General features: G+C 41.6%; 19 protein-coding genes. 1 reads left to right on the top strand and 18 read right to left on the bottom strand.

The annotated features are described in order from the left end of the window. Positions 1-134: 134 nt before the first annotated feature. The 3 genes from murB to ACVPON_RS03135 all read right to left on the bottom strand — a co-directional run bounded on the left by murB (position 135) and on the right by ACVPON_RS03135 (position 3,338). Positions 135-1,037, bottom strand: coding sequence for a UDP-N-acetylmuramate dehydrogenase (murB, locus tag ACVPON_RS03145; RefSeq protein ID WP_462876090.1), 903 nt, complete (start codon positions 1,035-1,037; stop codon positions 135-137). A 149-nt stretch (positions 1,038-1,186) separates the two neighbouring features. Beyond that, positions 1,187-2,050: a homoserine kinase gene (thrB, locus tag ACVPON_RS03140; protein ID WP_462876088.1), complete on the bottom strand. Its 864-nt coding sequence runs from the start codon at positions 2,048-2,050 to the stop codon at positions 1,187-1,189. 1 nt (position 2,051) lies between these two features. Continuing rightward, a complete protein-coding gene (locus ACVPON_RS03135; RefSeq protein WP_462876086.1) occupies positions 2,052-3,338 on the bottom strand; it encodes a homoserine dehydrogenase in 1,287 nt (428 codons plus the stop codon). Between the two features lie 100 nt (positions 3,339-3,438). On the opposite strand from ACVPON_RS03135, the gene ACVPON_RS03130 reads away from it, so the two are divergent. Further along, a complete protein-coding gene (locus ACVPON_RS03130; RefSeq protein WP_462876084.1) occupies positions 3,439-4,398 on the top strand; it encodes a polysaccharide deacetylase family protein in 960 nt (319 codons plus the stop codon). A 333-nt stretch (positions 4,399-4,731) separates the two neighbouring features. Here ACVPON_RS03130 and ACVPON_RS03125 read toward each other — a convergent pair whose 3' ends face one another. From ACVPON_RS03125 to ACVPON_RS03055, 15 genes are all read right to left on the bottom strand, one after another. Beyond that, positions 4,732-5,313, bottom strand: a complete 582-nt coding sequence (locus ACVPON_RS03125) for a xanthine phosphoribosyltransferase (protein WP_462876082.1) — start codon at positions 5,311-5,313, stop codon at positions 4,732-4,734. A gap of 292 nt (positions 5,314-5,605) precedes the next feature. Further along, positions 5,606-7,015, bottom strand: a complete 1,410-nt coding sequence (lacG, locus tag ACVPON_RS03120; RefSeq protein ID WP_462876080.1) for a 6-phospho-beta-galactosidase — start codon at positions 7,013-7,015, stop codon at positions 5,606-5,608. 9 nt (positions 7,016-7,024) lie between these two features. Continuing rightward, positions 7,025-8,719 (bottom strand): lactose-specific PTS transporter subunit EIIC, encoded by a 1,695-nt coding sequence (locus ACVPON_RS03115; protein ID WP_462876078.1) that lies wholly within the window; start codon positions 8,717-8,719, stop codon positions 7,025-7,027. A gap of 20 nt (positions 8,720-8,739) precedes the next feature. Next, a complete protein-coding gene (locus tag ACVPON_RS03110) occupies positions 8,740-9,051 on the bottom strand; it encodes a PTS lactose/cellobiose transporter subunit IIA (RefSeq protein WP_462876077.1) in 312 nt (103 codons plus the stop codon). A 51-nt stretch (positions 9,052-9,102) separates the two neighbouring features. Continuing rightward, the gene (locus tag ACVPON_RS03105; RefSeq protein WP_462876075.1) at positions 9,103-9,936 is read right to left on the bottom strand and encodes a PRD domain-containing protein; all 834 of its coding nucleotides are present in this window, start codon (positions 9,934-9,936) and stop codon (positions 9,103-9,105) included. A 171-nt stretch (positions 9,937-10,107) separates the two neighbouring features. Further along, positions 10,108-11,103 (bottom strand): tagatose-bisphosphate aldolase, encoded by a 996-nt coding sequence (lacD, locus tag ACVPON_RS03100; RefSeq protein ID WP_462876073.1) that lies wholly within the window; start codon positions 11,101-11,103, stop codon positions 10,108-10,110. 29 nt (positions 11,104-11,132) lie between these two features. Then, the gene (gene lacB / locus ACVPON_RS03095) at positions 11,133-11,648 is read right to left on the bottom strand and encodes a galactose-6-phosphate isomerase subunit LacB (protein ID WP_462876071.1); all 516 of its coding nucleotides are present in this window, start codon (positions 11,646-11,648) and stop codon (positions 11,133-11,135) included. 26 nt (positions 11,649-11,674) lie between these two features. Beyond that, on the bottom strand, positions 11,675-12,097 hold the full coding sequence (gene lacA / locus ACVPON_RS03090; RefSeq protein ID WP_462876069.1) for a galactose-6-phosphate isomerase subunit LacA: 423 nt from the start codon (positions 12,095-12,097) through the stop codon (positions 11,675-11,677). Between the two features lie 199 nt (positions 12,098-12,296). Next, entirely contained in the window at positions 12,297-13,064 is a 768-nt protein-coding gene (locus tag ACVPON_RS03085; protein ID WP_462876067.1) for a DeoR/GlpR family DNA-binding transcription regulator, read from the bottom strand. Between the two features lie 612 nt (positions 13,065-13,676). Further along, on the bottom strand, positions 13,677-14,711 hold the full coding sequence (locus tag ACVPON_RS03080; RefSeq protein ID WP_462876065.1) for a LacI family DNA-binding transcriptional regulator: 1,035 nt from the start codon (positions 14,709-14,711) through the stop codon (positions 13,677-13,679). 242 nt (positions 14,712-14,953) lie between these two features. After that, complete coding sequence (locus ACVPON_RS03075) at positions 14,954-16,855, bottom strand: alginate lyase family protein (RefSeq protein ID WP_462876063.1); 1,902 nt, start codon at positions 16,853-16,855, stop codon at positions 14,954-14,956. 1,118 nt (positions 16,856-17,973) lie between these two features. Next, positions 17,974-21,726 carry a polysaccharide lyase family 8 super-sandwich domain-containing protein gene (locus tag ACVPON_RS03070; RefSeq protein ID WP_462876061.1) on the bottom strand — a complete coding sequence of 1,251 codons (3,753 nt, stop codon included), beginning with the start codon at positions 21,724-21,726 and terminating at the stop codon, positions 17,974-17,976. Positions 21,727-21,950: 224 nt separating this feature from the next. Then, on the bottom strand, positions 21,951-22,268 hold the full coding sequence (locus ACVPON_RS03065) for a preprotein translocase subunit YajC (RefSeq protein ID WP_462876124.1): 318 nt from the start codon (positions 22,266-22,268) through the stop codon (positions 21,951-21,953). Between the two features lie 6 nt (positions 22,269-22,274). Further along, complete coding sequence (locus tag ACVPON_RS03060; protein ID WP_462876059.1) at positions 22,275-23,090, bottom strand: PTS system mannose/fructose/sorbose family transporter subunit IID; 816 nt, start codon at positions 23,088-23,090, stop codon at positions 22,275-22,277. Beyond that, positions 23,077-23,853 carry a PTS mannose/fructose/sorbose/N-acetylgalactosamine transporter subunit IIC gene (locus ACVPON_RS03055; protein ID WP_462876057.1) on the bottom strand — a complete coding sequence of 259 codons (777 nt, stop codon included), beginning with the start codon at positions 23,851-23,853 and terminating at the stop codon, positions 23,077-23,079. Before ACVPON_RS03055 ends, ACVPON_RS03060 begins: the two co-directional genes overlap by 14 nt. Between the last annotated feature and the right edge of the window lie 125 nt (positions 23,854-23,978).

Genomic DNA, 23,978 nt, shown 5'->3' with positions numbered 1-23,978 from the left:
TTCTCATAAATTCCTTCTTCATATGGATTACAGATTAAAGGCTCTGTTAGGCCTTTTCTGCCTCTAAGGTATGATCACTACCTTCTATACTACCGGTTACGATAGGCTTCACCTCCCTTACTTATCCTAATTTTTTAATCCAAGGAATCTCCTAAAATCCGCACCTCACGCTCTAAGGTCACTCCTGAATGTTTTTCAACAGTTTCGATGACATAAGCTACTAAATCTTCATAATCTTGGGCAGTCCCATCTGCAATATTGACCATGAATCCTGCATGCTTTTCAGACACTTCAACACCGCCAATCCGATGCCCTTTTAGACCCGCCTCCATGATGAGTTGACCTGCAAAATACCCCATCGGACGCTTAAAGACAGATCCACAAGAGGGATATTCCAAGGGTTGTTTTAATTCACGCAAGTGAGTTAAGCGTTCCATTTCTCGCTTAATCGCCGTGTGATTTCCAGGTCTCAAGGCAAATTTCGCTGAAAGAACAATGGCTCCATTTTCCTGTAAAACAGACGAACGATAACCAAAGGTCAGCTCACGTGCATCCAAGGTCTCTACATAACCCTTAGGTGTCAAAATCTGGGCAGAAACGAGGATGTGAGCAATTTCACCACCATAGGCACCCGCATTCATAAAGACCGCACCGCCCACACTTCCAGGAATACCACAGGCAAATTCAAAGCCTGATAAGGAATGATGGGCCGCAACCTGAGTAGTCTGAATTAAATTAGCACCTGCTTCTGCCTCAATCGTATACCCTGATACAGTGATACTATTTAACTTGTCCATACGGATCACAAAGCCACGAATCCCGCCATCACGCACGATAATATTGCTGGAATTTCCAAGCACCATCCATGGAATCTTTTCCTGATTTGCAAATTCAACAATCCGCACTAACTCATAGCGATTACGAGGAAATGCCAGATAATCGACTTTACCTCCAACCTTGGTATACGTATAATCTTTCAAGGGCTCATCGAAACGAATATCGACTTCTGCTAAGGTTTGTTTGATTTTCTCTCTCATATTTTTTACTCCCAAAGTACGTTCAGTCCATTATACCAAAAATCCTAGTAGAAAACGATAAAAAGAAAAAAAGAAACAAAAGAATGGGTTCCTTGTTTCTTTTTTATATTTACTTGATTGATGATTTTAAAGGGAAATGACAAAATCCCTTATGCTTCTACACGCACACCTTGTCTATCTACGGTTAAGATGAAGCTCTCTCCGTCGAGTTGCAAGGCATCAATCGCTTCTTTTACAAGGGTTTCTTTTGCTCTTTCTACCAAAACTATCACTGTTGGTCCTGCCCCTGATAGATAAGTAGCATACGCCCCCAATTCATGTCCCAAATTGCGAATTGGATAAAATTCCTGCACTAACTTTTGGCGGAAAGGCTCATGGAATAAGTCTGCCTCAATCGCCTTACCTGCTTCCACTAAATCACCTGTCATCAGGGCTGCAATCGCAACATTTGCAATGGCACTTGCGGCAACAGCCTTTTTCGATGAAAATTGTGTCGGTAAGACACTACGACTCTCACTAGTTCGCAAAGGATAATTTGGAACAAAGGCGACAAAACTAGCTTCTGGAAAATCCGTTACAACCTTTGCTACTTTTTTATTGACATAGCTTGAAATAACCAAGTTGCCTAAAATAGCTGGTGCAACATTATCCGGATGACCTTCTATTTCTGTTGCCAAACGTAATTTTTCATCATCACTCAGCTGCAAATGGGCTAATTGATTTGCTAGTTCAATTCCTGCCACAATGACCGAGCTTGATGAGCCAAGACCACGCGCCAACGGAATATCGCTCATCATGCGGACATGGTGGGGTTGCAAGTCTGGATACACTTTTAAGGCTGTTTTAATCAATAGATTGTACTGGTCTGACGGAACAAACTCTAAATCATGCTCAACAAACCACTCTTTCTGAGGCTTTACGATTTCTATAATCAGGTATTTGGACAGAGCGACACCAAGAGAATCAAAGCCAGGCCCAATATTAGCACTCGTTGCTGGTACGATTATTCTCATCTTACTCCCCCAATACTTTGAAGGTATTTTGAAGCATGAAATCTGTAGCTTTTTCTAATCTAGCAACTACATTTTCCAACTGTGTCTTGCTCATACGATGGGTAACAAGTACGAGGCATGCTTGATTGCTTTCAGAAGCTCGTTGGAGAATCTGCTTGAAAGAAATTCCCTCAGCATGGAACATCTCTGCCAATTTCAACAAGGTTCCATTTTTATCAGGTGCTACAATAGAGAAATAATATTCACTATGCACATCGCTAGGTGCTGCAAGTTGAAGCGGACGAGAAAATTCATTGAAAGATTTTCCGATTGTCTGATCTTTCAAGCGACGGGCAATACGGATAATATCTGCCATCACGCTCGTTGCAGTCGGTTTTTGTCCAGCCCCTGGTCCATAGTACATCGACTGACCAATCCCAATTGACTCCACAAAAACAGCATTCATCACACCATTGACACTCGCTAAAGGATGCCCCTTCGGCAAGAAAGTAGGAGAGACCTCAGCAGACAAGCCAGAAGCTGTTTCCCGAATATCGCCAACTAATTTAATCACATAGCCCAACTCTTGTGCGATCGCTACATCATCTGGAGAAATCGTTGAGATTCCCTTGTGTTCAACCTTGTCAAAATCAATGGTCATCCCAAAGGCAAATTGACTGAGAATAACAGCCTTATAAGCAGCATCAATTCCTTCAACATCATTGGTCGGGTCAGATTCAGCATAGCCCAGTTCTTGGGCTGTTTTCAAGGCTTCTTCATAGGTCCAACCCTCATCGACCATCTTGGTCATCATAAAGTTAGAAGTCCCATTCAAAACACCAAGGATACGGGTTACCTTATCAGATACGAATGAATTGGATAAGGTTCTCAAAATCGGAATTCCACCCGCAACTGCTGCTTCATAATAAAGCGCCACACCATGCTTTGTAGCAAGGCTTTGCAGTTCACTACCATGCACTGCAAGCAAATCCTTATTGGCTGTTACCACATGTTTACCAGCTTCTAAAGCACGGCTGATAAAGGTCTTCGCAGGCTCAATCCGTCCCATTAACTCAACGACAACTTGAATTTCGTCATCTCCTAAAATCTCATCTACACTGGTCACAAAATGATAGGAATGTCCTGCTGTTTCTAGGCGTTCTTTCTCTGCTTCGTCACGTACTAGAACCTTGGTGATTTCAATCTCATCTTGAGCAGCCTGCTGAATCTTTTCTGCATTTTCCCGTAACAAAAATGGGATTCCACTTGCTACTGTACCAAATCCTAGTAGTCCAATTTTCACTGTCATACCTACTCCTTAAAAAACTATTTTTATCATTATATCAGATAATTGAAGCAGTTGGCAAAAATTTTGCTATACTAGTAGATGAAGATTAAAGGAGGTTTTTATGTCTGCACAAAGAAGTCGCTCTAAACGACACAAACATAGGAAAAAACAACACAACCATACTAAAAGGTTATGGTTTATCATAAGCACCCTACTCATCATCTTATTAGCAATCATTTTCTATCTGAATGGAGATAAACTGTTAGCAGCCCTAAATTCTGGAACTCACGAAGACAGGTCACCTGCTCCAAGCTCGGTAGTGACCACAAAAGAGAGCGGAAGCGACACTCAGAAAACAGAGCCTACTCCCCCGCAAGAGACGATATGGGAGACGCAAGCAGAGCCTGTCACCCTTCCTATTCTCATGTATCATGCTGTCCACGTCATGGCTCCTGAAGAGACTGCCAATGCCAATCTAATTGTCGATCCAGCTACCTTTGAAAGTCACCTTAAAGCATTCCAAGAAGCAGGCTACTATACTCTTACACCCGAAGAAGCCTATAAAATCCTAAAGGAAAACGTCCTCCCAAAAGATAAAAAAGTCGTCTGGCTCACCTTTGATGACAGTCTTTGGGATTTCTATAGTATCGCTTATCCATTACTCAAACAGTACAATATGAAGGCAACGAATAATGTCATCACAGGTACTACCGATACACAACCTGACCACCTGACATTGGAGCAAATCAAGGAGATGCAGGAAAATGGCATGTCCTTTCAAAGCCATACAGTCACCCATCCCGATTTACAATATAGCTCGCCAGAAGCCCAAAGTGCTGAATTAAAAGACTCCAAGAAATACCTCGATGATCATCTTGGTCAAGATACCCTTGCAGTCGCTTATCCGGCAGGGCGCTATTCTGAACAAACCATCCAAACAGTTGAAGAGGCCCAGTACAAACTCGGAGTAACCACCAACGAAGGACTTGCCTCTGCTGCTAATGGGCTTCTCACCCTCAATCGTGTCCGTATCCTCCCAGTTACCACTGCTGAAAGCCTGCTTCAAACCATCGGACAATGACATCAAAGAGACTTTTTATACTCGCCTAGAATCAAAAATAGCGCTAATTCACCGAAAATAAAGGCAACTGATCGTTTTTTGAAATGCGATGCAAGTCGAAAATAATTTGTAGATAGCTCCTCTATAGTAATGTAAACCACACTATACGTGTTTAGATTTTATACGTTTTTTACGTTTGCTATTTTTGATTTTTATTGAGTATAAATATATCAATTTTCTAACACAAAAAAGGCCTCGTACCATTACAATATTCTGGTAGGAAGCCTTTTTGAATACCTATTTTCTCTTCGGATTAGTGACATTTTTATCTAAACAATTGCAGTATCTTCTTCCCTAAATATCTGCTTCTCTAAAAACAATCTGACCATTTTCAAAACGGTCTAATCGCGCAAGGGAAACAATGGTGTGACCTGCCTCTTCCAAAAGGCTACGTCCTTGCTGGAATGATTTTTCAATGACAATACCAACAGCGACCACTTCAGCGCCTGCCTGCTCTACGATATCAATCAAGCCCTTCGCTGCTTCTCCATTTGCTAAAAAATCATCTACAATCAGCACCCGATCCTGAGATGTGAGAAAACGTTGAGCCACCGACACTGTGCTTGTTACCTGCTTCGTAAATGAATAGACCTCCGTTGTCAAAATTCCTTCTGTCATCGTGATATTCTTTGATTTTTTGGCAAAAATCATCGGTACTTGTAAGGCCTCTGCTGTATAGAGGGCAGGGGCAATGCCTGACGCCTCAATCGTTACTACTTTGGTAATCCCCTCCTGCGCAAATCGTTCAGCTAACACTTGACCAATCTCTTTCATCAGGACCACGTCCACCTGATGGGTCAAAAAAGAATCCACTTTTAAAATCGATTCCCCCAAAACTTCTCCCACAGTTTGAATCTTGCTTTCTAAGCTCTTCATATTCTCTCCTTTTCTTGATATCTCTTTCTATTCTAGCTTTTTTTATGCCCTTTTTCAATGCAAAACCAAAAATTGATAGAAGAAATCCCAGAATTAAAAATATAGTATCTGGGATGCTACTCCAGCGAGAACTAGCTTTTAAAAGTTCACTTAGATTTACTATTATTTTGTAGGTGTCAACTAATCCCTACTTTCTATTTAAAAACGAAATCACCATAAAAATAAAGGAGCAGGATAGTCATCCTGTCCCACTCCTTCATCCTTTTCTAAATAGGAAAATAGTAGATGCTCCCTATTGAATCCTCTTACTTTCTGCAACCTGCTTGTACCAGTAAGCACTTTTCTTGGGATAGCGCTCTTGAGTCTCAAAATCAACATAGAAGAGACCATAACGCTTCTCATAACCGTTTGACCATGAAAAGACGTCCATCAAGGACCAAAGGAAGTAGCCCTTGACATTAGCTCCATCAGCAATCGCATCGGAAATGACCGTTAGGTGTTGCTTGACATAGTCAATTCGAGCGTCATCATAGACTGTGCCATCTACAAATTCGTCCTTATAGCCCAAGCCATTTTCTGTAATATAGATTTTTTTATAGTTTGGATAGTCTGTCTTGACCCTCATAATCTGATCATACAGCCCTTGCGGATAAATCATCCAGTCCCAGTCTGTCCTTGGAACATCTACATCAAACTCTCTACGACCAACGCCTTTGATCTGATACTTGGAACCACCTTTCTCACCTTTTCCATTATGGGTGATTTCAGTCTCTCCCTCAAAATCTCCCCGCATCCAATCACTCATGTAATAATTGATTCCTAGGAAATCGTTCAAGTCTTTCGCTGCTTGTAAATGCTCAAAATCTTCTTCCAACAATTCAAGCTGTCCACCGTTCACCGTTAGGATATGCTCGACACCTTGCATCGTTTTATCAGAATATCGCCCAAGGTAGGTCGCATCTAAGATAAAACGATTATGGATAATGTCTTCTAATTCTGCTGCTCGAACATCGGCTGGATTTTCTGGATGATAAGGATACTTGGTTGGCAGAGCATGGACAACCCCAATCTCACCTGCATAGCCCTCATCTTTAAACAGTTTGACCGCTCGTGCATGAGCCACCATCATGTTATGGTGGGACTGAAAGACTTTCTCAAGATTGTATTGGATACCTGGGGGAAATTTACCAACCAAGTACTGACCATCACCGATTGGTCCAATTTCATTAAAGGTCGTCCAGAAATTTACTTCAGGAAATTCTTCAAAGCAAAAGGCTGCGTAGGCAACAAAATGGTCAATGGTGGAGCGATTGAGAAAATCTCCTTGAGAATGCAAAGCCTCAGGTGTATCAAAATGATGCAAAGTCACAAAAGGCTCAACCTTCCGTTTATGACATTCTGCAAACAATCGATGGTAGAACTCAACACCTTTGGGATTCACCTTGCCATATCCTGTTGGAAAAATGCGGGACCAAGCAATTGAGATGCGAATACCATTGACACCAAATTTTTCCGCCAGTTCCAAGTCAACGGGATAGCGATGATAAAAATCACTAGCAGGATCTGCCCGATACCAGTAGTTATCTTCTAGATATTGATCCCAGGCAACTGCCCCTTTTCCATCTAATTTAGTTGCACCTTCTGCTTGGTAAGCCGCCGTTGCTCCACCAAAAATAAAGTCTGTCGGTAATTGTTTGACCATTTTCCACCCCTAGTTTTCTAATTGTTGCTTGACAAATGCTAATGCACCCTTGCCATCTCGTGTTAATTTGATGTACTCTGCACCTTCTGTTTTCGCTAGGCGAATCTGCAAGGCATCTGTTTCTTGCTTCATGTCTGCATAGTTGGAGGCAACTTGAGGGGCAAGAATCACGAGATCATATTCTGGTAGAATCTCGCGGTGGGCTCCATAGCTTCCTGCAGTTGCTGTTACAGGGACACCATATTCTTTGGCAGCTTTTGTCAAAGAATTGGCTAATAAACCGCTCGTTCCACCACCAGCACACAAGACCAAAACATTGGTTTGTTCTGTCATTTCTTTTACTTCCACTGCTCCAGCCTTCTCAAGGATAGCGTCTGCTTTTGCAGTATTGAAGTTTGCTGCGACCTTTTCTTTCAATGATTCGTTTGAAGAAACTCCTGCCGCTTCTTCTGCTAAAATTTGCTGGTCATAGACTTTTACAAATGGATAGTAAATCACCACGTCCACGACCACCAGTAAAATCGCAAGGAAAAAGGCGAGAATCTGGAAGTTTGTCCCCATTACCAGACCAAGTGGTGCTGGGGTAGTCCATGGCAGGTTTGTAGTAAATGAATTCATCCCTAATGTATTAACAAAGAATTTGAACAACCAAACGTTAACGATCGGCGCCATGATGAAGGGAATGAAGAAAATAGGATTTAATACCAAAGGTGCACCGAATAAAATGGGTTCGTTAACACCGAAGAATGTTGGCACGACTGAGGCACGACCAATCGCTTTGTTGCGTTTTGACTTACACAACCACATAAACATAAATGGCACCACCAGTGTCGCACCTGTTCCTCCCATCGTTACGATAAACATTTGGGTACCTGAAGTCAAGATTTTATCCGCATGCTGACCAGCTTGAAGCAAGCCCAAATTCACTTCAGCATTGGCGTAGGTAACAGCTACAATGGCTGGTTCTACGATTGAAGGCCCGTGAATCCCTACAAACCAGAAGAAAGCAAAGGCTCCAAAGATAAGTGTAATACCAATGTAAGAATCGGCTGCACTAAAGAGAGGCTCAAAGAACTTACCGATGGCTTCAGCCACACCAGTCCCCACCGTATTACGGACAAGAATATCCAAGGCATAGAGCGAAAGAATGGAGCCAGCAAAAGGAAAAACATCTTTGAATGCTTGAGCAATATTCGGCGGAACCTCTTCTGGCATACGAATGGTCACATTGTTCTTCACACAGAATTTATAAATTGTAACAGTGATAAAGGCAGCAAGAAAAGCTGAAAGTAGACCTTTTGTCCCAAGGAATCCATTAGCCAACCCACCCTCCATACTGTCGGCTGCTAAGATGAGCAAACCACAAATCGAAGCCAACATTGTTGAAATAAAGTTGATTTGATTGGTTCTTTCCAAGGTGCGGTTCACGGAATCCGTCAATGATTTAGCCGTTGTACCAGCAACCAACATTGCTAAGATTCCCATTGTGTAGCCATAAGGTTTCATCAAAAGCGATACGACATCATCTGACCAGTAAAAGCCCCATGAATTTGGTACAAAGGCAATCAGTAGAAATATACTTGAAAACAGGATAACTGGCATACCTGCAATAAATCCATCACGAATAGCTCTCAGATAAATATTACGTGAAATTTTCTCAAAGAAAGGCTTCGCTTTCTCAATTTGGGTAATCAATCCATTCATTTTCTAACTCCTTTTTATGCTTAGCTCCGTTTATAGAGTTCAATCATGTGTGACATCATATCTTTCAATAATAAAGTCGTCATCAAGTGATCCTGACCGTGCATCAAGGTCACGCTAAATGCCAAATCATCTCCGGCTGCTTCTTTTTGTAAAAGAGAGGTCTGGGTATGGTGGGCCTCTACGATACATTCATTGGCTGCTGCAACCAATTCTTCTGCTCGATCAAAGTCCCCTTGTTTAGCAGCTGTCAGAGCCTCTAGTAATTTGGAGCGAGCATCTCCTGCAAAAGCAACGATTTCAAAACCCAATAGGGTAATTTCTTCTCTATTCATCTTATTTCCTCCTGTTGATGTATTTGTTGATGTATTGGATAAGAGAGATTGTTATAGTAAACGCTGAACGTGAAGGACAATGTACATTTTTTCGCCTTCATTTGAACGGATCCCTAATTCATCAGCTATCATATCATGGAGCTGGGCCCCCAAGGCATAGGCCTTAGGATACGCTAGCTGCATGGTAGCTGCCATCTGTTCTAAAGAGGAAGCCCTATCTTTTTCCTTATCTGAATAGCGGATAAAATAGGTCAAATGAACCATCAGGCGATCGTAAAATTTGCTATTTTCTTTTGTCCTTAAAATGCCATTAGCTGCTAATTCTTTTTCAACCAAGGATAGAACCATCTGCAAGGTCTCTACCTTTAAGTGTTGCTCTTTTGCTTTCTCTCCTTTAGCATTTATAAAATGCAGGGCAATTCTTCCGACTTCATCTTCTGGAAAGTCTGGCAGTATTTTTTGCCGGAAAATAGCTAAAGCCTCTGTTGCAATCTGATATTCAACAGGGTAGTCCTGCAACATATCTGGGAGCTTGCTTTCTTGATAGGTCTGATCCAAGATAGCCTTATAGGCACAGTAAATATGGGTTGTTAGGGTCACATAGATATAGTCTTGTAGCGGATAATCATATTGATGCGATAATTGATCAATAGCCTGATAAGTGACGGTAATAAAGTCTAGTGGGATATCTTTTAACAACATCAAGAAATGGTCTTTTGATTCAGAACTTTTGAGCGAAAACACTTTTTCAATTTTTTGTGCAGTCACTAAATCTCCCTTTTTCTTCTGAAAAGCAATCCCCATTCCCATCACCACCGACTGCTCTCCCTGTTCGTTTTTAACCAAAGCTGCATTATTATTTAAAGATTGTACGATACGATACATCTACAAAGTAATCTCCTTTATCTTTTAAAATACAAAAGACCACAAATGAGATAAGGAAGTCCTCTCCCTTATTCATCTGCGGTCTTGCCTAATTTTCTTAGTTACAATCCACTCTATGCAAACTACTGATACAATTATATCACGAAAGACTATTCTTGTAAACCTTTACATTTAAGAATGCAATCCTATTCGTTTTTTCCAAGAAGAAGCTGTGCTAGCCAAGACCTCATTTAGCGATTCAATATTCTGACGGCCCTGGGTTCTCAGCCAATTCCTAGCTGCTTCTTCTCCCTCTTCTATGTAGATTTTGACAGCGTCTGCCCAAGTAGCACGCCCGCACAAGACACCATTGAATGCAGCTCCAGACTCATGGGCAAAGCGCAAGGTTTCTTGGAAAAGACTAGCCGACACACCTGCACTTAAATAAATATAGGGTAGGGAAGTTGCTGCATCTTGCTGTCTGAAATAAGCAGCTGCTTCTTCTTTTGTATACACTATTTCATTTCCTTGGGCAAACCCTTCAACAAAAGCCATATTGACGGGGACTTCTACTTTTAAAACATCTACTCCAAAACACTTATCAGAAAAGACCTTCATTGCCTCGATGACTTTTCTCGGCTTGACCTTGGCAAACTCTGGGCTAGTAGTATCTTGAAGCCTTTCATCATAGCTCAAAATCTCCAAGAAGAAGGGAAGTCCTTCCGCAGCACATTCTGACCCTAATCGTTCAATATAAGCGTGTTTTTGTAAATTAATGTAGGGATCACCATCTACATCATAGTACAAGAGAAATTTGACAGCATCTGCCCCCTCTTTTTTGAGGCGTTTAACCGACCATTCGACCAAGCAGTCAGGCAAGCGACTGGTACTATTGACATCGTATCCGGTCTTTTCATAGGCCAATAATAATCCTGACTGGCTATCACGGATAGAAGAAGCCGGAAGCCCATACTCTGGATCGAGCAGGATAGAAGAAGAATAGGGGGTCAACTCTTCTGATACAATGCTTTTTAAGAGTTCCATATCCTCAGATGTCGGCTCTGCTTCCTGATACTTTGCCATCATTTTTTTCAAGGCCCCTCGCTGATCAAAGGCGAGGGCAGAAATAATTCCTGCTGGATTACTGACTTTTTCCATTAAACTATATTTTTGATTTTCTACTGTCATCTTATATTCCACCTATCCATTTTTTAGGCTTAGTCATGGTACTCCCCACGATTCCATTTTTCAATGAACTCATCAAAGAAGGCACTGTCTGTTTGCTCTTGATTGATGGTTTCGATTTTTGCTAATTTTTCAATCAAACGCTTGTTTTCATCTGTTGGTTGGTAATCCGCTTGGATAAAGGCGTCAATAATATCGCACATCAACAACTCCCCAGTCACTTTCCCACCAAAGCCAATGACATTTGCATTTAGCTCTGTTTTAGCATACAAGGCTGAGGTCATATCTCGAACAAGCGCAGACCGGATACCCGGTACCTTGTTTACGGCATTGTTGATTCCAACACCTGTCCCACAGATACAAATCCCTAAATCCGCTTCGCCACTAGCAACTGCTTCTCCAACCTTTTTACCAAAGATAGGATAGTGGGTTCTGACGCTATCATAAGTCCCACAATCGAGTACCTCATAGCCTTGATTTTTCAAATGATTGACCACTGCTATTTTTTCATAGGTCACGATATGATCGCATCCAACTGCAATTTTCATCTTTTTCTCCTTTCTCTACGCTAGCTCTAACACATCTTATTTAACATATCAACACGAATCTGATGACGCCCACCGTCATAGACACCCTCTACAAATCCTCGAACGATATTTTTGGCTAAACTTTCCCCAACAATTTCGCTACCGATTGTAATGATACGGGAATTATTATGCCCACGCGTCATATAAGCAGAGCGCTCATCTGAGACTTCTGCCGCAATCATGCCTTTGATTTTTGTAGCTGTCATAAAAGAACCTACACCATAGGCATCGATTGCAATTCCCAGATTGTCCTCTTGCTTGTTCACTGCTTGTGCAATCGCTAAAGTCGTATCAACAAAATCCTTACCACTGCTCACATCAAGCACTGAATAGCCTAGTTCGACAAGAAAATGATGAAGAAGATTTTTTAGTTTTTCTCCTGCTGGATCAGCACCGATAATAATTGTCATAGTTTTCTCCTTATGTGTCTTGTATGTTCTTCCGGAAAAAATGTTTTGCAAAACAAGTAAAAGCAGTTTGCTTTTATGTTTGTATTATACATAAAACAAAACACGAAGTCAACATTTTTTGTTTGATTTTTGGAAAAAATCAACAAAAAAGCAACTATTTTTTAAAACAGTTACCTTTCAAAAAATATTCCAATGATTTTCAAAGAGTGTCGCTAATGACTTCTGTATAGGAGGTCAGATAATGATATTGTTCCTCATCTGTCAAATGGTCACTAATGACTGCAGTGACATCTTTCAATTGGCAAAAAGTCGTAAAGTCTTCTTTGCCGATTTTACTGGTATCGATTAAGAGATACTTCTCTAGCGAATGTTTTAGAGCTAGTCGCTGAGTATAGGATTCTGTTAGGGTTGAGGTCATGATATCATTTCCCTTAACTGCATTGCCACTAAAAAACATCTTACTAAAGTGCATCGTTTCTAAGAGGGTATTGGTCATCTCTCCCACAAAGGACTCGGTCACTTGCCGCCACTCTCCTCCCAGTAAAAACACTTGAAAGTCTTCTGATTTTTTATGGGATAAGATCGTAAATATAGGGAGACAATTGGTCATCACCGTTAACTTAGAATTGGTAATCGCCTCAGCAAGACAAGCGACTGTCGTACCTGGACCTAGAAAAATCGTATCACCGTCTTCAATCAACCGAGCTGCTTTGGCTGCAATGGAGCGCTTGGCTTCAATATTCTGCACATGCTTTTCAGAATGAGAAAATTCCCTTAGTTGAAAGGCTTTATTACTCCTAGCACCGCCATGAATCTTTGTCAAAATCCCCTTTTCCTCTAGCTCACTAAGATCCCTCCTAACTGTCATATCTGTCACATTCAACAAATCAACAACTTCTGAAATGCGAATCGTTCCTTTTTTATGAACCAATCGCGTAATTTCTTCCAAACGTTCCTGTTTATTCATCTCTTCCCCTTTTGCTTTTTTCTCATTCCATTATACCAAATTTTGCTTAAAATGTTGAAAAAAACAACATAAACTGTTTGGTTGTTTAGAAAGCTAGAATCGAAAAAAGAAGGGAAATTGACTATGAAGCAGAGGAGAATTAGGCCGTGGATTCCTTTTACCCGAGCCGAAAAAACGGAAAGCGAGGTTAAATCTCATTGCTTGCAAGACAACCTGCTTCGATTGTCTATTTTTTCTAAGAGTTGCTTCACCAGTCTCTTTCAGACTGGTGAAGGTTGGAAATAAAACGAGTGAAACTCGTGTCAAACGCTCTCGTATCTTCATTTAACTGAGTTCGGACTAAAAATGGTAGAAAAAAGATGAATCGTATCGATTACTGGGGTAATCTTCTCCGATTCCCTATTTTTCTTTCCATTTTCTTCACGTCCTCGTATCTTAATTGAACACAGCCTACGAGCTGTGTAAAAAGACAAAAATGAATCAGATACAATAACTTGTTTTGTTGGCGGTAGCTAACTGACTATTCACTGCATTTCATTTGTGACTAGCCTAGCTATCTTCGCCGGGGTCTCACGACGAAGTTACAAGCAACTTCTGTTCGACCGCCTATTTTCATTTTGAGTTTTTAACGGGCTTTGTATCTTGGTTTAACGTTGATTCTTTCCAATGAACGGTACAATCTAAAACCTGTTGGCGTTCTACTTGATTTCCTCCCTCAATCTGATCGATGAGCATCTTTGTTGCCTGACAGCCCTCTTCAAAAGCGGGTTGAACAATGGTGGAGATTGTAGGGGAGGAAAAATTGGTCCACTCCGTATTATCAAAGCCTAATAGACCAACCTGAGGAAAGGGATAGTGAAGTTCCTTCATGGCATTGAAGACCAAGGGCAGTGCCCAACAATTGGGAACAAATACCAAGGTCTTTTCTAGAGGATTAACTGCTTCATGGAGGAAGTGCTTGATTTCCTCTATATCTGTGTGTTCGTCTGCAATCGTCAAATCCTGATAATCCTTTTTACAATCTGACAGAGCATCTATGAAACCTGTTGCCCTCTCAATTCTCGTACTGAGACGACTGATATCAGCAGTAATCAAAATAAAGTGTTGATAACCATTTTCCACACATAATTGAATAGCATCATAAACGGCATCATAATTATTGGTCTTAATCCAACTAGTCCGATGTTCATAAAGCTGACTATCAAAGAAAACCATATGCTTTTGCTTGTCTTCGATAATGCGTGAGTATTTTCTAAAATGCGAGGTCGGCTGGATAATGAAACCGTCCACCCCTAACATCAGCATACTCTCTATATACTTGTCTTCGCTTTCTTGGTCGTAATTACTGTTTCCAATGATGACTTGATAATTATTCTGATGCGCTTCTTCTTCGATGCCTTTCACAATTTGATTTGAAAAGGTATTGGTAATGTCACCAATCAATACGCCTATTAGCTTACTATTTTTCGAATTAAGACTTCGCGCAACAACACTAGGTCGATAGTCTGTCTCATGAATCACTCTCCCAATTCTTTCACGTGTCTCCTTGGACATCTTTTCATATTTGCCATTTAAGTAAAAGGAAACTGTTGTTTTTGAAGTCTGAGCTAATTCTGCAATATCCTTAATGGTAAACTTCTTTGACATCTTTTCCACCCCTCCTCTCATTTCTTTTATTCTACCACAAGTCCCCACTCTTTAGTAGATATTTTACCCAAGAACCTGTATTCACAGTTTAACGCTTCCATCTAAGGCTCGTTTTTTAGCTACTTATCGTTCATTTTTTAACCACAGTCAGTATTTCCTCAAAAAACGACCTTGACGAGTGAAAAACAAGCCCGTATATAAAACACTTCATTCTAAAAACAGGGTAGATACGCCCTTTTAGTCTAGTTTTTCAATCTGACAGTCTTCCGCCTACACTTGTCCACAATCAGGCATTTCCCCCTCAACTTGAATCCATCTACCTGAAAGAGTTTTTCCCCTTCGTATATTTCCTTATCTGATAGCAATAAAAGGAGATCTACATCTTTTCCTTTGCAACTAAAAGCAAAAGCCTCGTCCACTAAACGATGGTCTGTCTGATAAACGGGTAACTGCTCAATCTGAATAGAGCAGTCGGCTAGTAAAGTAAAGGTCAACAAACGATCTTGAAACGTCTCTGTTTTCACCAACTTATGGGTCCTTCCTAGACGATTATAACGCTGCGAAGAGTGGGTTTTCTGCACTGTAAAATCCTTGGAACTATAGAGACAAAGGTCATTTATCTGCTGGTGACAAATCTCAACTGTTTCGTCCAGAATCAATTGACTGCTTAATTCATGCTGACCTAAGCAATCCACGCTGTCGACAATCAGTAAGATATCTCCTCCTAGCATTACAAGCTGTCTTTTATGCCAGTAAGGCACGCCTTGTCTGGTCTGAGCCTGATAGATTCCCTGCATCCAGTAGTAGTGGTCAACATTCTTGTAATGGTGACTGACAAAACTTGGATAGGCTTCATAGTCCCATGAACTGCTTATTTGCTCTGGGGGGTTGCCGTCAAGAATGCAGGTACTGTGTGCCCAGGCACTCTTTAGTAGGTAGCGTTCATCACATTCGCGGTAGCTATATCGACCGCTGTCTATCATGATAGGCTGTCCCTTATGATAGAAACACAAGCTATTTTGATCCGAATGACTATGCCCACTTCCCATAGGACCCGCCTTGAAAAATAAATAGCTATCTCCCTCTTTGACAATGCTATGACCTGATTCCGAAAAATGGGATCCTCCAGGCAAAGGGGCTTGCGCTATGAGCCTTTTAAAAGTACGTAATCCCTCCTCCCCAACCAAGTAGAGAACGCCGAGGTCTAGCTTGGCATTATCTACTAGATAGCTACTATCTTCAAAAAAGATAGCAGTTAGCTGCAAGATATCAGAGGTAGAGTGGACATCACTATCTCCAAAAGCGAAACTCTTACCATCTGGTCCTGTCATCTGGAGGACATAATGAGCCATTTTTTTCAAAATAGGAGTCCATTTTTTTCGATAGGCAGGTAACAAAAATGCGAGTTCCAACAAAAGTCTATAGACTTCTACATGGTAAAGAAAGGATTGTTCAAACTGGGTGCCGTCTTCCAATATCTGGGTTTGAAGTTGCTCCTCAATTTCCTTGTAGGCAAAAAGATAGACTTCCTCTAGGTCAACCCTATCTCCGATAGAAGCATGGGCTAAAAGCATCGCTCCCGTCTGAAAAATTCCCCAATTGCTAAGAGTATCCTTGGCGCGATATTGGCGATAAAGATAGGTTAATTGTTTCTGAATCGACCTCAACCAGTGCTCATACTCTTCTTCACTTAGCCCGTCCCATTCTTTCAAGAAAGGAAGCAGTTTCAGCCAAGTTAGACAGCGAATAGCAGTGTCTAAGGTTCTGCTATTTGTTTTTTGGGGGTGCCAGTCTGTTACTTCTTCTACCCAACTAAAGATAAAGCGCTTGGCCTGCTCCATATAACGATCATCTTTTTCAACCAAGTAAGACAAACCCAATTTCCACAAGTATTCCTGTCGATTGAGCATAAAAGTCCATTCTTCATCCCCGTGACAATCCGCTGACCAATCCAAGGGGGAGAGGTGATAGCCTATGTGACAGGGTTCCATATCCCAGTTATCATCAAAAAGAAAGAGATTCTCCATTAAGTTTTGACAAGACAGAGCCAGCTTCTTATACGCTGCTAACTGCTCCTGGAGAATATAGTCTCTCACCGTGTCTGACATCTTGCTCCTCGCTTGCTTTTCTATTTTAATCTGCATAACCCTTCCTTTCTCGTTTTTCTAATCCCTTATACTCAATAAAAATCAAAAGGTTGGAAATGAGAGTAGCACCGCTCATTTCCTTATAATCGAAGCCGAAGGTAGAACGATCCTTCACCAAGGCAAGTTGACCAAGTATCCTTTTGATTTTTAAAGAGTATTAGTATCTATTTAGCCTATGAGCCGTGTAAAAAGACAAAAATGATCAGATACACTAACTTGTTTTATTGGCGGTAGCTAGCTGACTATTCACTGCATTCCATTTGTGACTAGCCTAGCTATCTTCGCCGGGGTCTCACGACGAAGTTGCAAGCAACTTCTGTTCGGCCGCCTATTTTTACGTTGAGTTCTTAACGGGCTTGGTATCTTGAGTTAACTGAACACGCCCTAAACTCTGTGTAAAAAAGATAAACTTTTGCTAGACGCAAGCGTCTTCGCAAAGTTTCCTATTTTTACTTTGAGTTTTTTACGGACTTTGTATCTTATGTAACTGAATTCAGCCTAAAACCTCGGAAAAAAGATAAATCTCATTGGTTGCCAAGCAACCTGCTTCGATTTCCTATTTTTCATTCGGTTTTTTAACGGCTTCACATCTTAATTGAACTCGAGCTACAACTCTCTGAAAAAAGACCAACAATGAATAAGAGGCAGAACTTGTTTTGTTGGCGGTAGCTAGCTGACTATTCACTGCATTCCATTTGTGACTAGCCTAGCTATCTTCGCCGGGGTCTCACGACGAAGTTGTAAGCAACTTCTGTTCGGCCGCCTATTTTTACGTTGAGTTTTTTACGGACTTTGTATCTTATGTAACTGAACACGCCCTAAACTCTGTGTAAAAAAGATAAACTTTTGCTAGACGCAAGCGTCTTCGCAAAGTTTCCTATTTTTACGTTGAGTTTTTTACGGACTCTGTATCTTATGTAACTGAGTTCAGCCTAAAACCTCGGAAAAAAGATAAATCTCATTGGTTGCCAAGCAACCTGCTTCGATTTCCTATTTTTCATTCGGTTTTTTAACGGCTTCACATCTTAATTGAACTCGAGCTACAACTCTCTGAAAAAAGACCAACAATGAATAAGAGGCAGAACTTGTTTTGTTGGCGGTAGCTAGCTGACTATTCACTGCATTCCATTTGTGACTAGCCTAGCTATCTTCGCCGGGGTCTCACGACGAAGTTGCAAGCAACTTCTGTTCGGCCGCCTATTTTTACTTTGAGTTCTTAACGGGCTTGGTATCTTGATATAACCCGCTATAATGCCTAAAGCAATCGTTCCCCATAAGCTCATAGCCATGCTCCCTTTCCCACCAGTTTGAGGAAGTTGGTTTTCCTTTGGCATATTTTGAGCTAGCTCTTTGGGATATGCAGCTAAGAGTGGGAAAGTCGACTGGTTACCTTGATTTGACTGCCCCGCCCTCTGCAAAGTATTGACTGTCGTGATGGGACCTGCTTGGTTATCCTTTTTGCCATCTGTTTGCTCTTTGGCTTGTCTATCCACTAGGACGAGACTACCTAGCTGATTGGCTATTTGCTTATCCGTTGGTTTACCTGTCTGAGTTGCTCCTTTTTTATCTGCCGGGCTAGCCGTTTGCTGAATGGAGCTGTCTAAAAGAGCAATCTTCCAGACAATCGATGGATAAGCTGGACTTGGTGTCCTCTCAACACTCAAACTCGCAGCCTTATCTGTCAACTCAATACCATTTTGGACAGTTCGGGTTGATGGGTTGTAAAAGGCGATGCGATAGCCATCCTCAATCTTTTGAATCGTATACAAACCTGCATCTGTCAACGTCACACTATCTGTCAATTTATAGGCAGTATCTGTATATTTGACAACACCCCAGACCCCTTGTTCTTGATCATAGACGACTTGAAGATCCCTATCCTGATGCAATAACTGAACGCTCGCAGCCGCTTCATTCACCTTTTCATAGGACTGGTTCGGAACCATTACATAAGCATAGTTGCTAGAAGCCTGACCATGCTCATGCTGGAGACTGGCAAAGGTATTGCTCACATCATTTTTGGGTTGATTATAATTGATGTCGCTCCACTTACCTGTCCGAGTTTCTACCTTTGCCTGCGTCTTCAAGGGATTCAAGAAAACATAGCCAATAGACTGCTTGTCCTGACCATTGGTCATATAAAAAGATTTGGTCTCATCTGTTACTACTTGATTGGATAAATCAACTGGTTGACCATTTATATAATAATGATACTGTTCCCCGCTTAAAAGCTTACGATTTTCAATCGTTGTCACAGCTCCTTGATTGGACTTATCTTGTATATCAGTACCTAGAAATACAATCTTATTTCCTAAGACAATCCATGCCTTACGAGTCGTTAAGGTATTGTTCCAGTTGTTGAAATCCATAGCAAGGGTTGCAAAACGGTTCCCTAGTTGACTAGCACCAACAAAGTCACTTGCAAGGGTCACCTCACCACTACCGTCTTTTCGTTTATCCTTGGTCGTGGTCGTCCCCGGTAGGTGGTAGGGATCAACAGTTGGCCAATAATCATTGCTGTAATGACTGAGGTCATCATTATAGAGATACACCATGCCGTCAGCTGTATACCAACCTTTGCGATTTTCATTGTTCATGTCTTCATAATTTTGGGTCCTGGAAGAGTACATGGATAAGGCAAAGGTAAACCCTTCTTGGGCATTTCGATAGACAAACTTATCCATATTGTTGAAGGCAGCGATGTAATCTCTATCTACTTCAGCAAGGATTTGGTCGTCTGCTAAGAGCCTGTTCATCAAGTCAATATCTTTATAGGATCGAAGGGCCTTATAGCTATCGTAAAATGTATCAGACGTCAGCTGTGCCTTTACAAAGGACAGAAGTTTACTCTTTTGCTCTGGTTGGGCAGACTCTGCAATCCGAACCAAGGAACGCAAAATTTCCATCGCTTGGACATGGGATTCACCACTTGCCCTACTAATCGAACGACCCCGGGTCATATCCATCAATTCGCCATGAACCAATATTGGCATAAAAGCCTTTTCAATCCATTCATAAAGGATTTCAGTCTGCTCTTCTTTAAGAGCAAACTCCGTTGATTGAATCACTGGCAAGAGTTGAGAGAAGCCCTCGATCAGAACATTACCATAGGCTCCTGTATAAGCCACATTGGTATGGTCGATAAAGGAGCCGTCCTTGTAAAAGCCCTCTCCCTTGTCTACAAATTTCATAATCGTAGTCAATCCTTGCGCACCAGCTCTTACACGGTCAGCATCTTCACGCAAAGCCCCTTCTAAAATGGCTACCTTACTCAAATCCGTCTGATTGCCCCCGACTGCTGGCGTTGGAGCAGCTGTTGTCTTACGGATAATCGTTGGATCTGGCACAAATTTTGAAATGGGTTTGGTATAGGTTAAAATCTCCTCTTGACTAAAGTAAGGATACATGTAGATTAGGGTATCAACCACAGCACGGGGAGCTCCAATTTCATAGTCCCACCAGTTCCCATCAATCGACTTGCTTTCATTGTAAACATTGGTATAGAGCCACTCCATTCCCTTTCTGACCAGATCAATGAGGTTGCGATCGTGATAATATTTTGAATCAGGATTTTCAACTACTTGAGCCATCTGTTCCAAGCGACGGTAGGCGGTTGTCAGGTGACTGGATTTGGTAAAATCAATATCATTGAAAATCGTCTTGGTCTGACCTGTCGGTTCAATCCATTTTTGAAGAGAGGAATCAACACCTCCATCTAAGCGCCCTAGAAAGGCTTTCATCTGACCATCACTAGATTGATAACGTTTATTGGCTAGAGAAATATCTTCCCAGTTATCTCTTAACTCATCAAAGACAGTTGCTTGATGATCTGTCACTGTCAACTCAAAACTTGAGAGCTTGGTATGGTTGTCATAGACATCAACCTGAGTAGTACCAGTCCTAAGCGGACGAATCATACGATTTTCTATATTTGCTACTGTCTTATCCGCAATCTGATAGATCAAATCAGGTCGGACAGGTAGATAGACCTTATTACTAGCAAGCTGGATTTGTCCTGTTTCAGGTTGGGCGAGCTTCGGATTTGTCGCTGGTGTTGCTGATGTTTTTCCTCCATATTCAACCAAGGAAATATTATCTAGCCAGGCTTGACCAATACTGTTTTCAAAAAAGAGTTCCACCTTTAATTTACGAGCAGTTGGAGAAATGGTTAGGACTTGCTCTATGTGTTCCTTTTGACTACCACTTTTTAAAGGGGTGTAGGTAAATTCTTGTGGACTTAGATCCTTGCCTTGTGCTGTTAAACTGCGCAAACGAGCACGGACACCACTTCCTTTTAAATCCTTGGTTTCTACATCATAGCTAAATAGGTAGTCCTTGCCAGGATTGAGGTCCAGCGTTTGGTGAACCGCCACTCGGTAGCTATCTGTAGAAGAGATGTGGAGGCGCTCTCCATCAACGCTAACCTGTCCATTTCCTTTCTTCACATTCGTAGGAAGCCAGGTTTCCCAAGCCGTGGCAGCCTGGTCTGTCCAGTCCCCTGATGGTGTTGTAGTACTCGCAAAGTCCCCATTGGTTACTAGGTTCGTTTCTTCTGCACTAGTCGCTTGAAGGTTCTGGACACCAGGAAGATGTTCTTCCTCGGGGCTTGCGGGAACTACTTCTGAGCTTTGAATAGGAGAAGGTGCTGTGCTAGCCTCACTCGTCCCTGTTTCTACTGGAGGTGGTGTAAGCTCGGGGCTTGTCCCTACTAGCTGACTGCTTTCTGCACTGGTGGTTTCTGGTGTTGGTACCTGTTCGGCTGCAACTCTTGTCCCCAAAATAGATAGGGCAACAAGGGCTGAACATACCCCTATTTTATACTTACGAATACTATAATACTGTTTGGTTTTATTGGTGAAAAATTCCATCTTTTTTCCTTTCTTTTCTCTAGGGGCGAACATCTCCCCTTGATTCTTTGCTTCCTTGCTTCTGAAAGCAAACAAAGAGGGGAGCAGGCTCCAATCATGATTTCATAGAAATCAACTCTGGTAGTCCCACCCCCGCAAGATTGACAAGACTTGTAGCCTGTTGAGAGATCAACCTTTTACAAGTCCGACAACGACTGCTTCAAACTATTTATACCATCAACCTATTATGAAAGCAATGTTTCTGCCCCAAGTTCCTCAGCCTTTCCCATAATGGACTCTTTTTCAACGTAAACAAGAACGCCCTTTGCAATCTGCAATTCTACCACACGAGCTCTTTCTTTGCTTATTGTGCCATGCAGTCCAGAAAAGAGGACAACCTCATCTCCAACCTCTAGGCTTGCTAAGTAACGTTGGCGTTTTTCCAACTGCTCTTCAAGGGCTTTCTTTTGCCGCTTACGGTTCATAAAAGAAGCAAGAAAGGGAAAAATGGTCGATAGAACGACGAAACTAATCAGTAGGAAATAAAAAGTCTGCTGTTCCATCATCACTTAGGCAAGGATCCCCAACCAGCTACCCAAGATACCGATAATCACGGTCAAGATAACTAATTTGTAGGTGGTCCATTTTTTATTTTTGATGAGATAGTATACTAAAATTGTAAATAGGGCTGGGAGTAAGGCTGGTGCAATCTTATCCAACATTCCTTGAATCGTTACAATCTTTTGATCAGCTCCCTCTGTCACTTCACCTGCCGCAAACGTAATCGGCACTGAAATTTTTACAAAAGTAACAGCTAAACCAGAGATAACGGTCACCCCGATGATGTTAGCTACCTTGGAGATGGTCGCCATTTGGTCGCTCAATTTATCAATCACATTTGTCCCAAATTTATAGCCATACAAGCCTGTCAATAGTTTGATAGAGGTTAAGATACTATTCATTCCGAGGAAGAAGAGGATTGGACCAAGAACCAAACCTTGACCAGCCAGAGAGGCTGCAATGGTGGATAAGAGCGGAGCTAATACAAATTGGGATAGGGAATCCCCAATACCCGCCAATGGTCCCATGAGAGCCATCTTAATCCCACGAGTTTCTTCTTCTGGGAGATTATTTTCTAGCATGACCAAATGGAGACTGGTAATGAAAGGCAGAAAATGTGGATTGGTATTGTAAAATTCACAGTTTTCTTCCAATGCTTTTGTCAAGCCTTCCTTGTCATCGCCAAAGTGTTTCTTAAAGGCTGGATACATCACATTTGCATAGCCAATACCTTGATAGTTACTGTAGTTAAAGCCATTCTGCAAGAAGAATGCTCTCAATGAGGTATTGATATAATCTTTCTTAGTTAATTTAGATCCAGTCATCGTGCGTTTCCTCCTGTTTTACTGCTACTTGTTCTGGCTTATTGAAGAATTCATTAAGGGCAAAGATACTACCGACAATCGCAATACCGATAACTGGTAGTTGCAAATAGGCTGCACAGACATAGCCCAGAAGCACAAATGGAATCAATTCTTTCTTAGCCATGACAGATAAAATCATCGCAAAACCGAGAGCTGGAAGCATCTTACCTGCTACACTCAAACCAGTTAATAATACTGGTGGAATCAACTCAACTAATTTCAAAAGAGTATCCATCGAATAAGCCCCTAAGAAACCAAGAACAAAACCTAAAACGACAAAGGTAATCACTGTCCCATTTGCAACCCGCTTAAATTTAGCTAGATTTCCTGCACGAAGATGTTTGATAGCTGATTCTGGCGCTCCAGCATGCAAGGTGTATGCGGATGTTTGCAAGAACTGAATCCCAACTGCGATAGGGGTTGAAAGGGCGAGAGCTGCTTCTGGTGTGACCTTACCAGCACTGGTAATCGCCATTAAGGTCCCAAAAATACCCGGTCCAATTGGATTAGGTGGAACAGTTCCCCCTGCACCAACGCCAAATCCCATATAGGCAAGCTCACTGATAGCTCCCATCGCTAAGGCGGTTGGAAGATCTCCTAAGATGATTCCGACCCCAAAAGAAAGTACGATACATCGGTTTGTGTAAATTCCCAACAATAGACCGCTAAAACAGAAAGCCGTCCACAGACCGATGAGCACTGCTTGAATTAGACTGATTGTCATGATAATTCTCCTTATTTACTTTTTAGACCCTGTATTCACAAGTAAAGTGCCTTTATAGAAGAGATGGTTTTTCGCTCATCAAGACCGTTTTTTGAGGAAATACTGGCTGTATTTTTGAAAAAAAC

Source organism: Streptococcus sp. 1F3 (genome assembly GCF_054968985.1).
This window is presented reverse-complemented; position numbering and strand designations above follow the sequence as displayed.

Coding starts and splice junctions, on each gene's coding strand:
- ACVPON_RS03075 (WP_462876063.1), bottom strand. CDS start 16,855: ATGCAGATTAAAATAGAAAAGCAAGCGAGGAGCAAGATGTCAGACACG.
- ACVPON_RS03115 (WP_462876078.1), bottom strand. CDS start 8,719: ATGAATGGATTGATTACCCAAATTGAGAAAGCGAAGCCTTTCTTTGAG.
- ACVPON_RS03060 (WP_462876059.1), bottom strand. CDS start 23,090: ATGACTGGATCTAAATTAACTAAGAAAGATTATATCAATACCTCATTG.
- ACVPON_RS03085 (WP_462876067.1), bottom strand. CDS start 13,064: ATGAATAAACAGGAACGTTTGGAAGAAATTACGCGATTGGTTCATAAA.
- lacD (WP_462876073.1), bottom strand. CDS start 11,103: ATGACAGTAGAAAATCAAAAATATAGTTTAATGGAAAAAGTCAGTAAT.
- ACVPON_RS03080 (WP_462876065.1), bottom strand. CDS start 14,711: ATGTCAAAGAAGTTTACCATTAAGGATATTGCAGAATTAGCTCAGACT.
- ACVPON_RS03065 (WP_462876124.1), bottom strand. CDS start 22,268: ATGGAACAGCAGACTTTTTATTTCCTACTGATTAGTTTCGTCGTTCTA.
- ACVPON_RS03070 (WP_462876061.1), bottom strand. CDS start 21,726: ATGGAATTTTTCACCAATAAAACCAAACAGTATTATAGTATTCGTAAG.
- ACVPON_RS03135 (WP_462876086.1), bottom strand. CDS start 3,338: ATGACAGTGAAAATTGGACTACTAGGATTTGGTACAGTAGCAAGTGGA.
- ACVPON_RS03055 (WP_462876057.1), bottom strand. CDS start 23,853: ATGACAATCAGTCTAATTCAAGCAGTGCTCATCGGTCTGTGGACGGCT.
- ACVPON_RS03105 (WP_462876075.1), bottom strand. CDS start 9,936: ATGTATCGTATCGTACAATCTTTAAATAATAATGCAGCTTTGGTTAAA.
- ACVPON_RS03130 (WP_462876084.1), top strand. CDS start 3,439: ATGTCTGCACAAAGAAGTCGCTCTAAACGACACAAACATAGGAAAAAA.
- ACVPON_RS03110 (WP_462876077.1), bottom strand. CDS start 9,051: ATGAATAGAGAAGAAATTACCCTATTGGGTTTTGAAATCGTTGCTTTT.
- lacA (WP_462876069.1), bottom strand. CDS start 12,097: ATGACAATTATTATCGGTGCTGATCCAGCAGGAGAAAAACTAAAAAAT.
- thrB (WP_462876088.1), bottom strand. CDS start 2,050: ATGAGAATAATCGTACCAGCAACGAGTGCTAATATTGGGCCTGGCTTT.
- murB (WP_462876090.1), bottom strand. CDS start 1,037: ATGAGAGAGAAAATCAAACAAACCTTAGCAGAAGTCGATATTCGTTTC.
- lacG (WP_462876080.1), bottom strand. CDS start 7,015: ATGGTCAAACAATTACCGACAGACTTTATTTTTGGTGGAGCAACGGCG.
- lacB (WP_462876071.1), bottom strand. CDS start 11,648: ATGAAAATTGCAGTTGGATGCGATCATATCGTGACCTATGAAAAAATA.
- ACVPON_RS03125 (WP_462876082.1), bottom strand. CDS start 5,313: ATGAAGAGCTTAGAAAGCAAGATTCAAACTGTGGGAGAAGTTTTGGGG.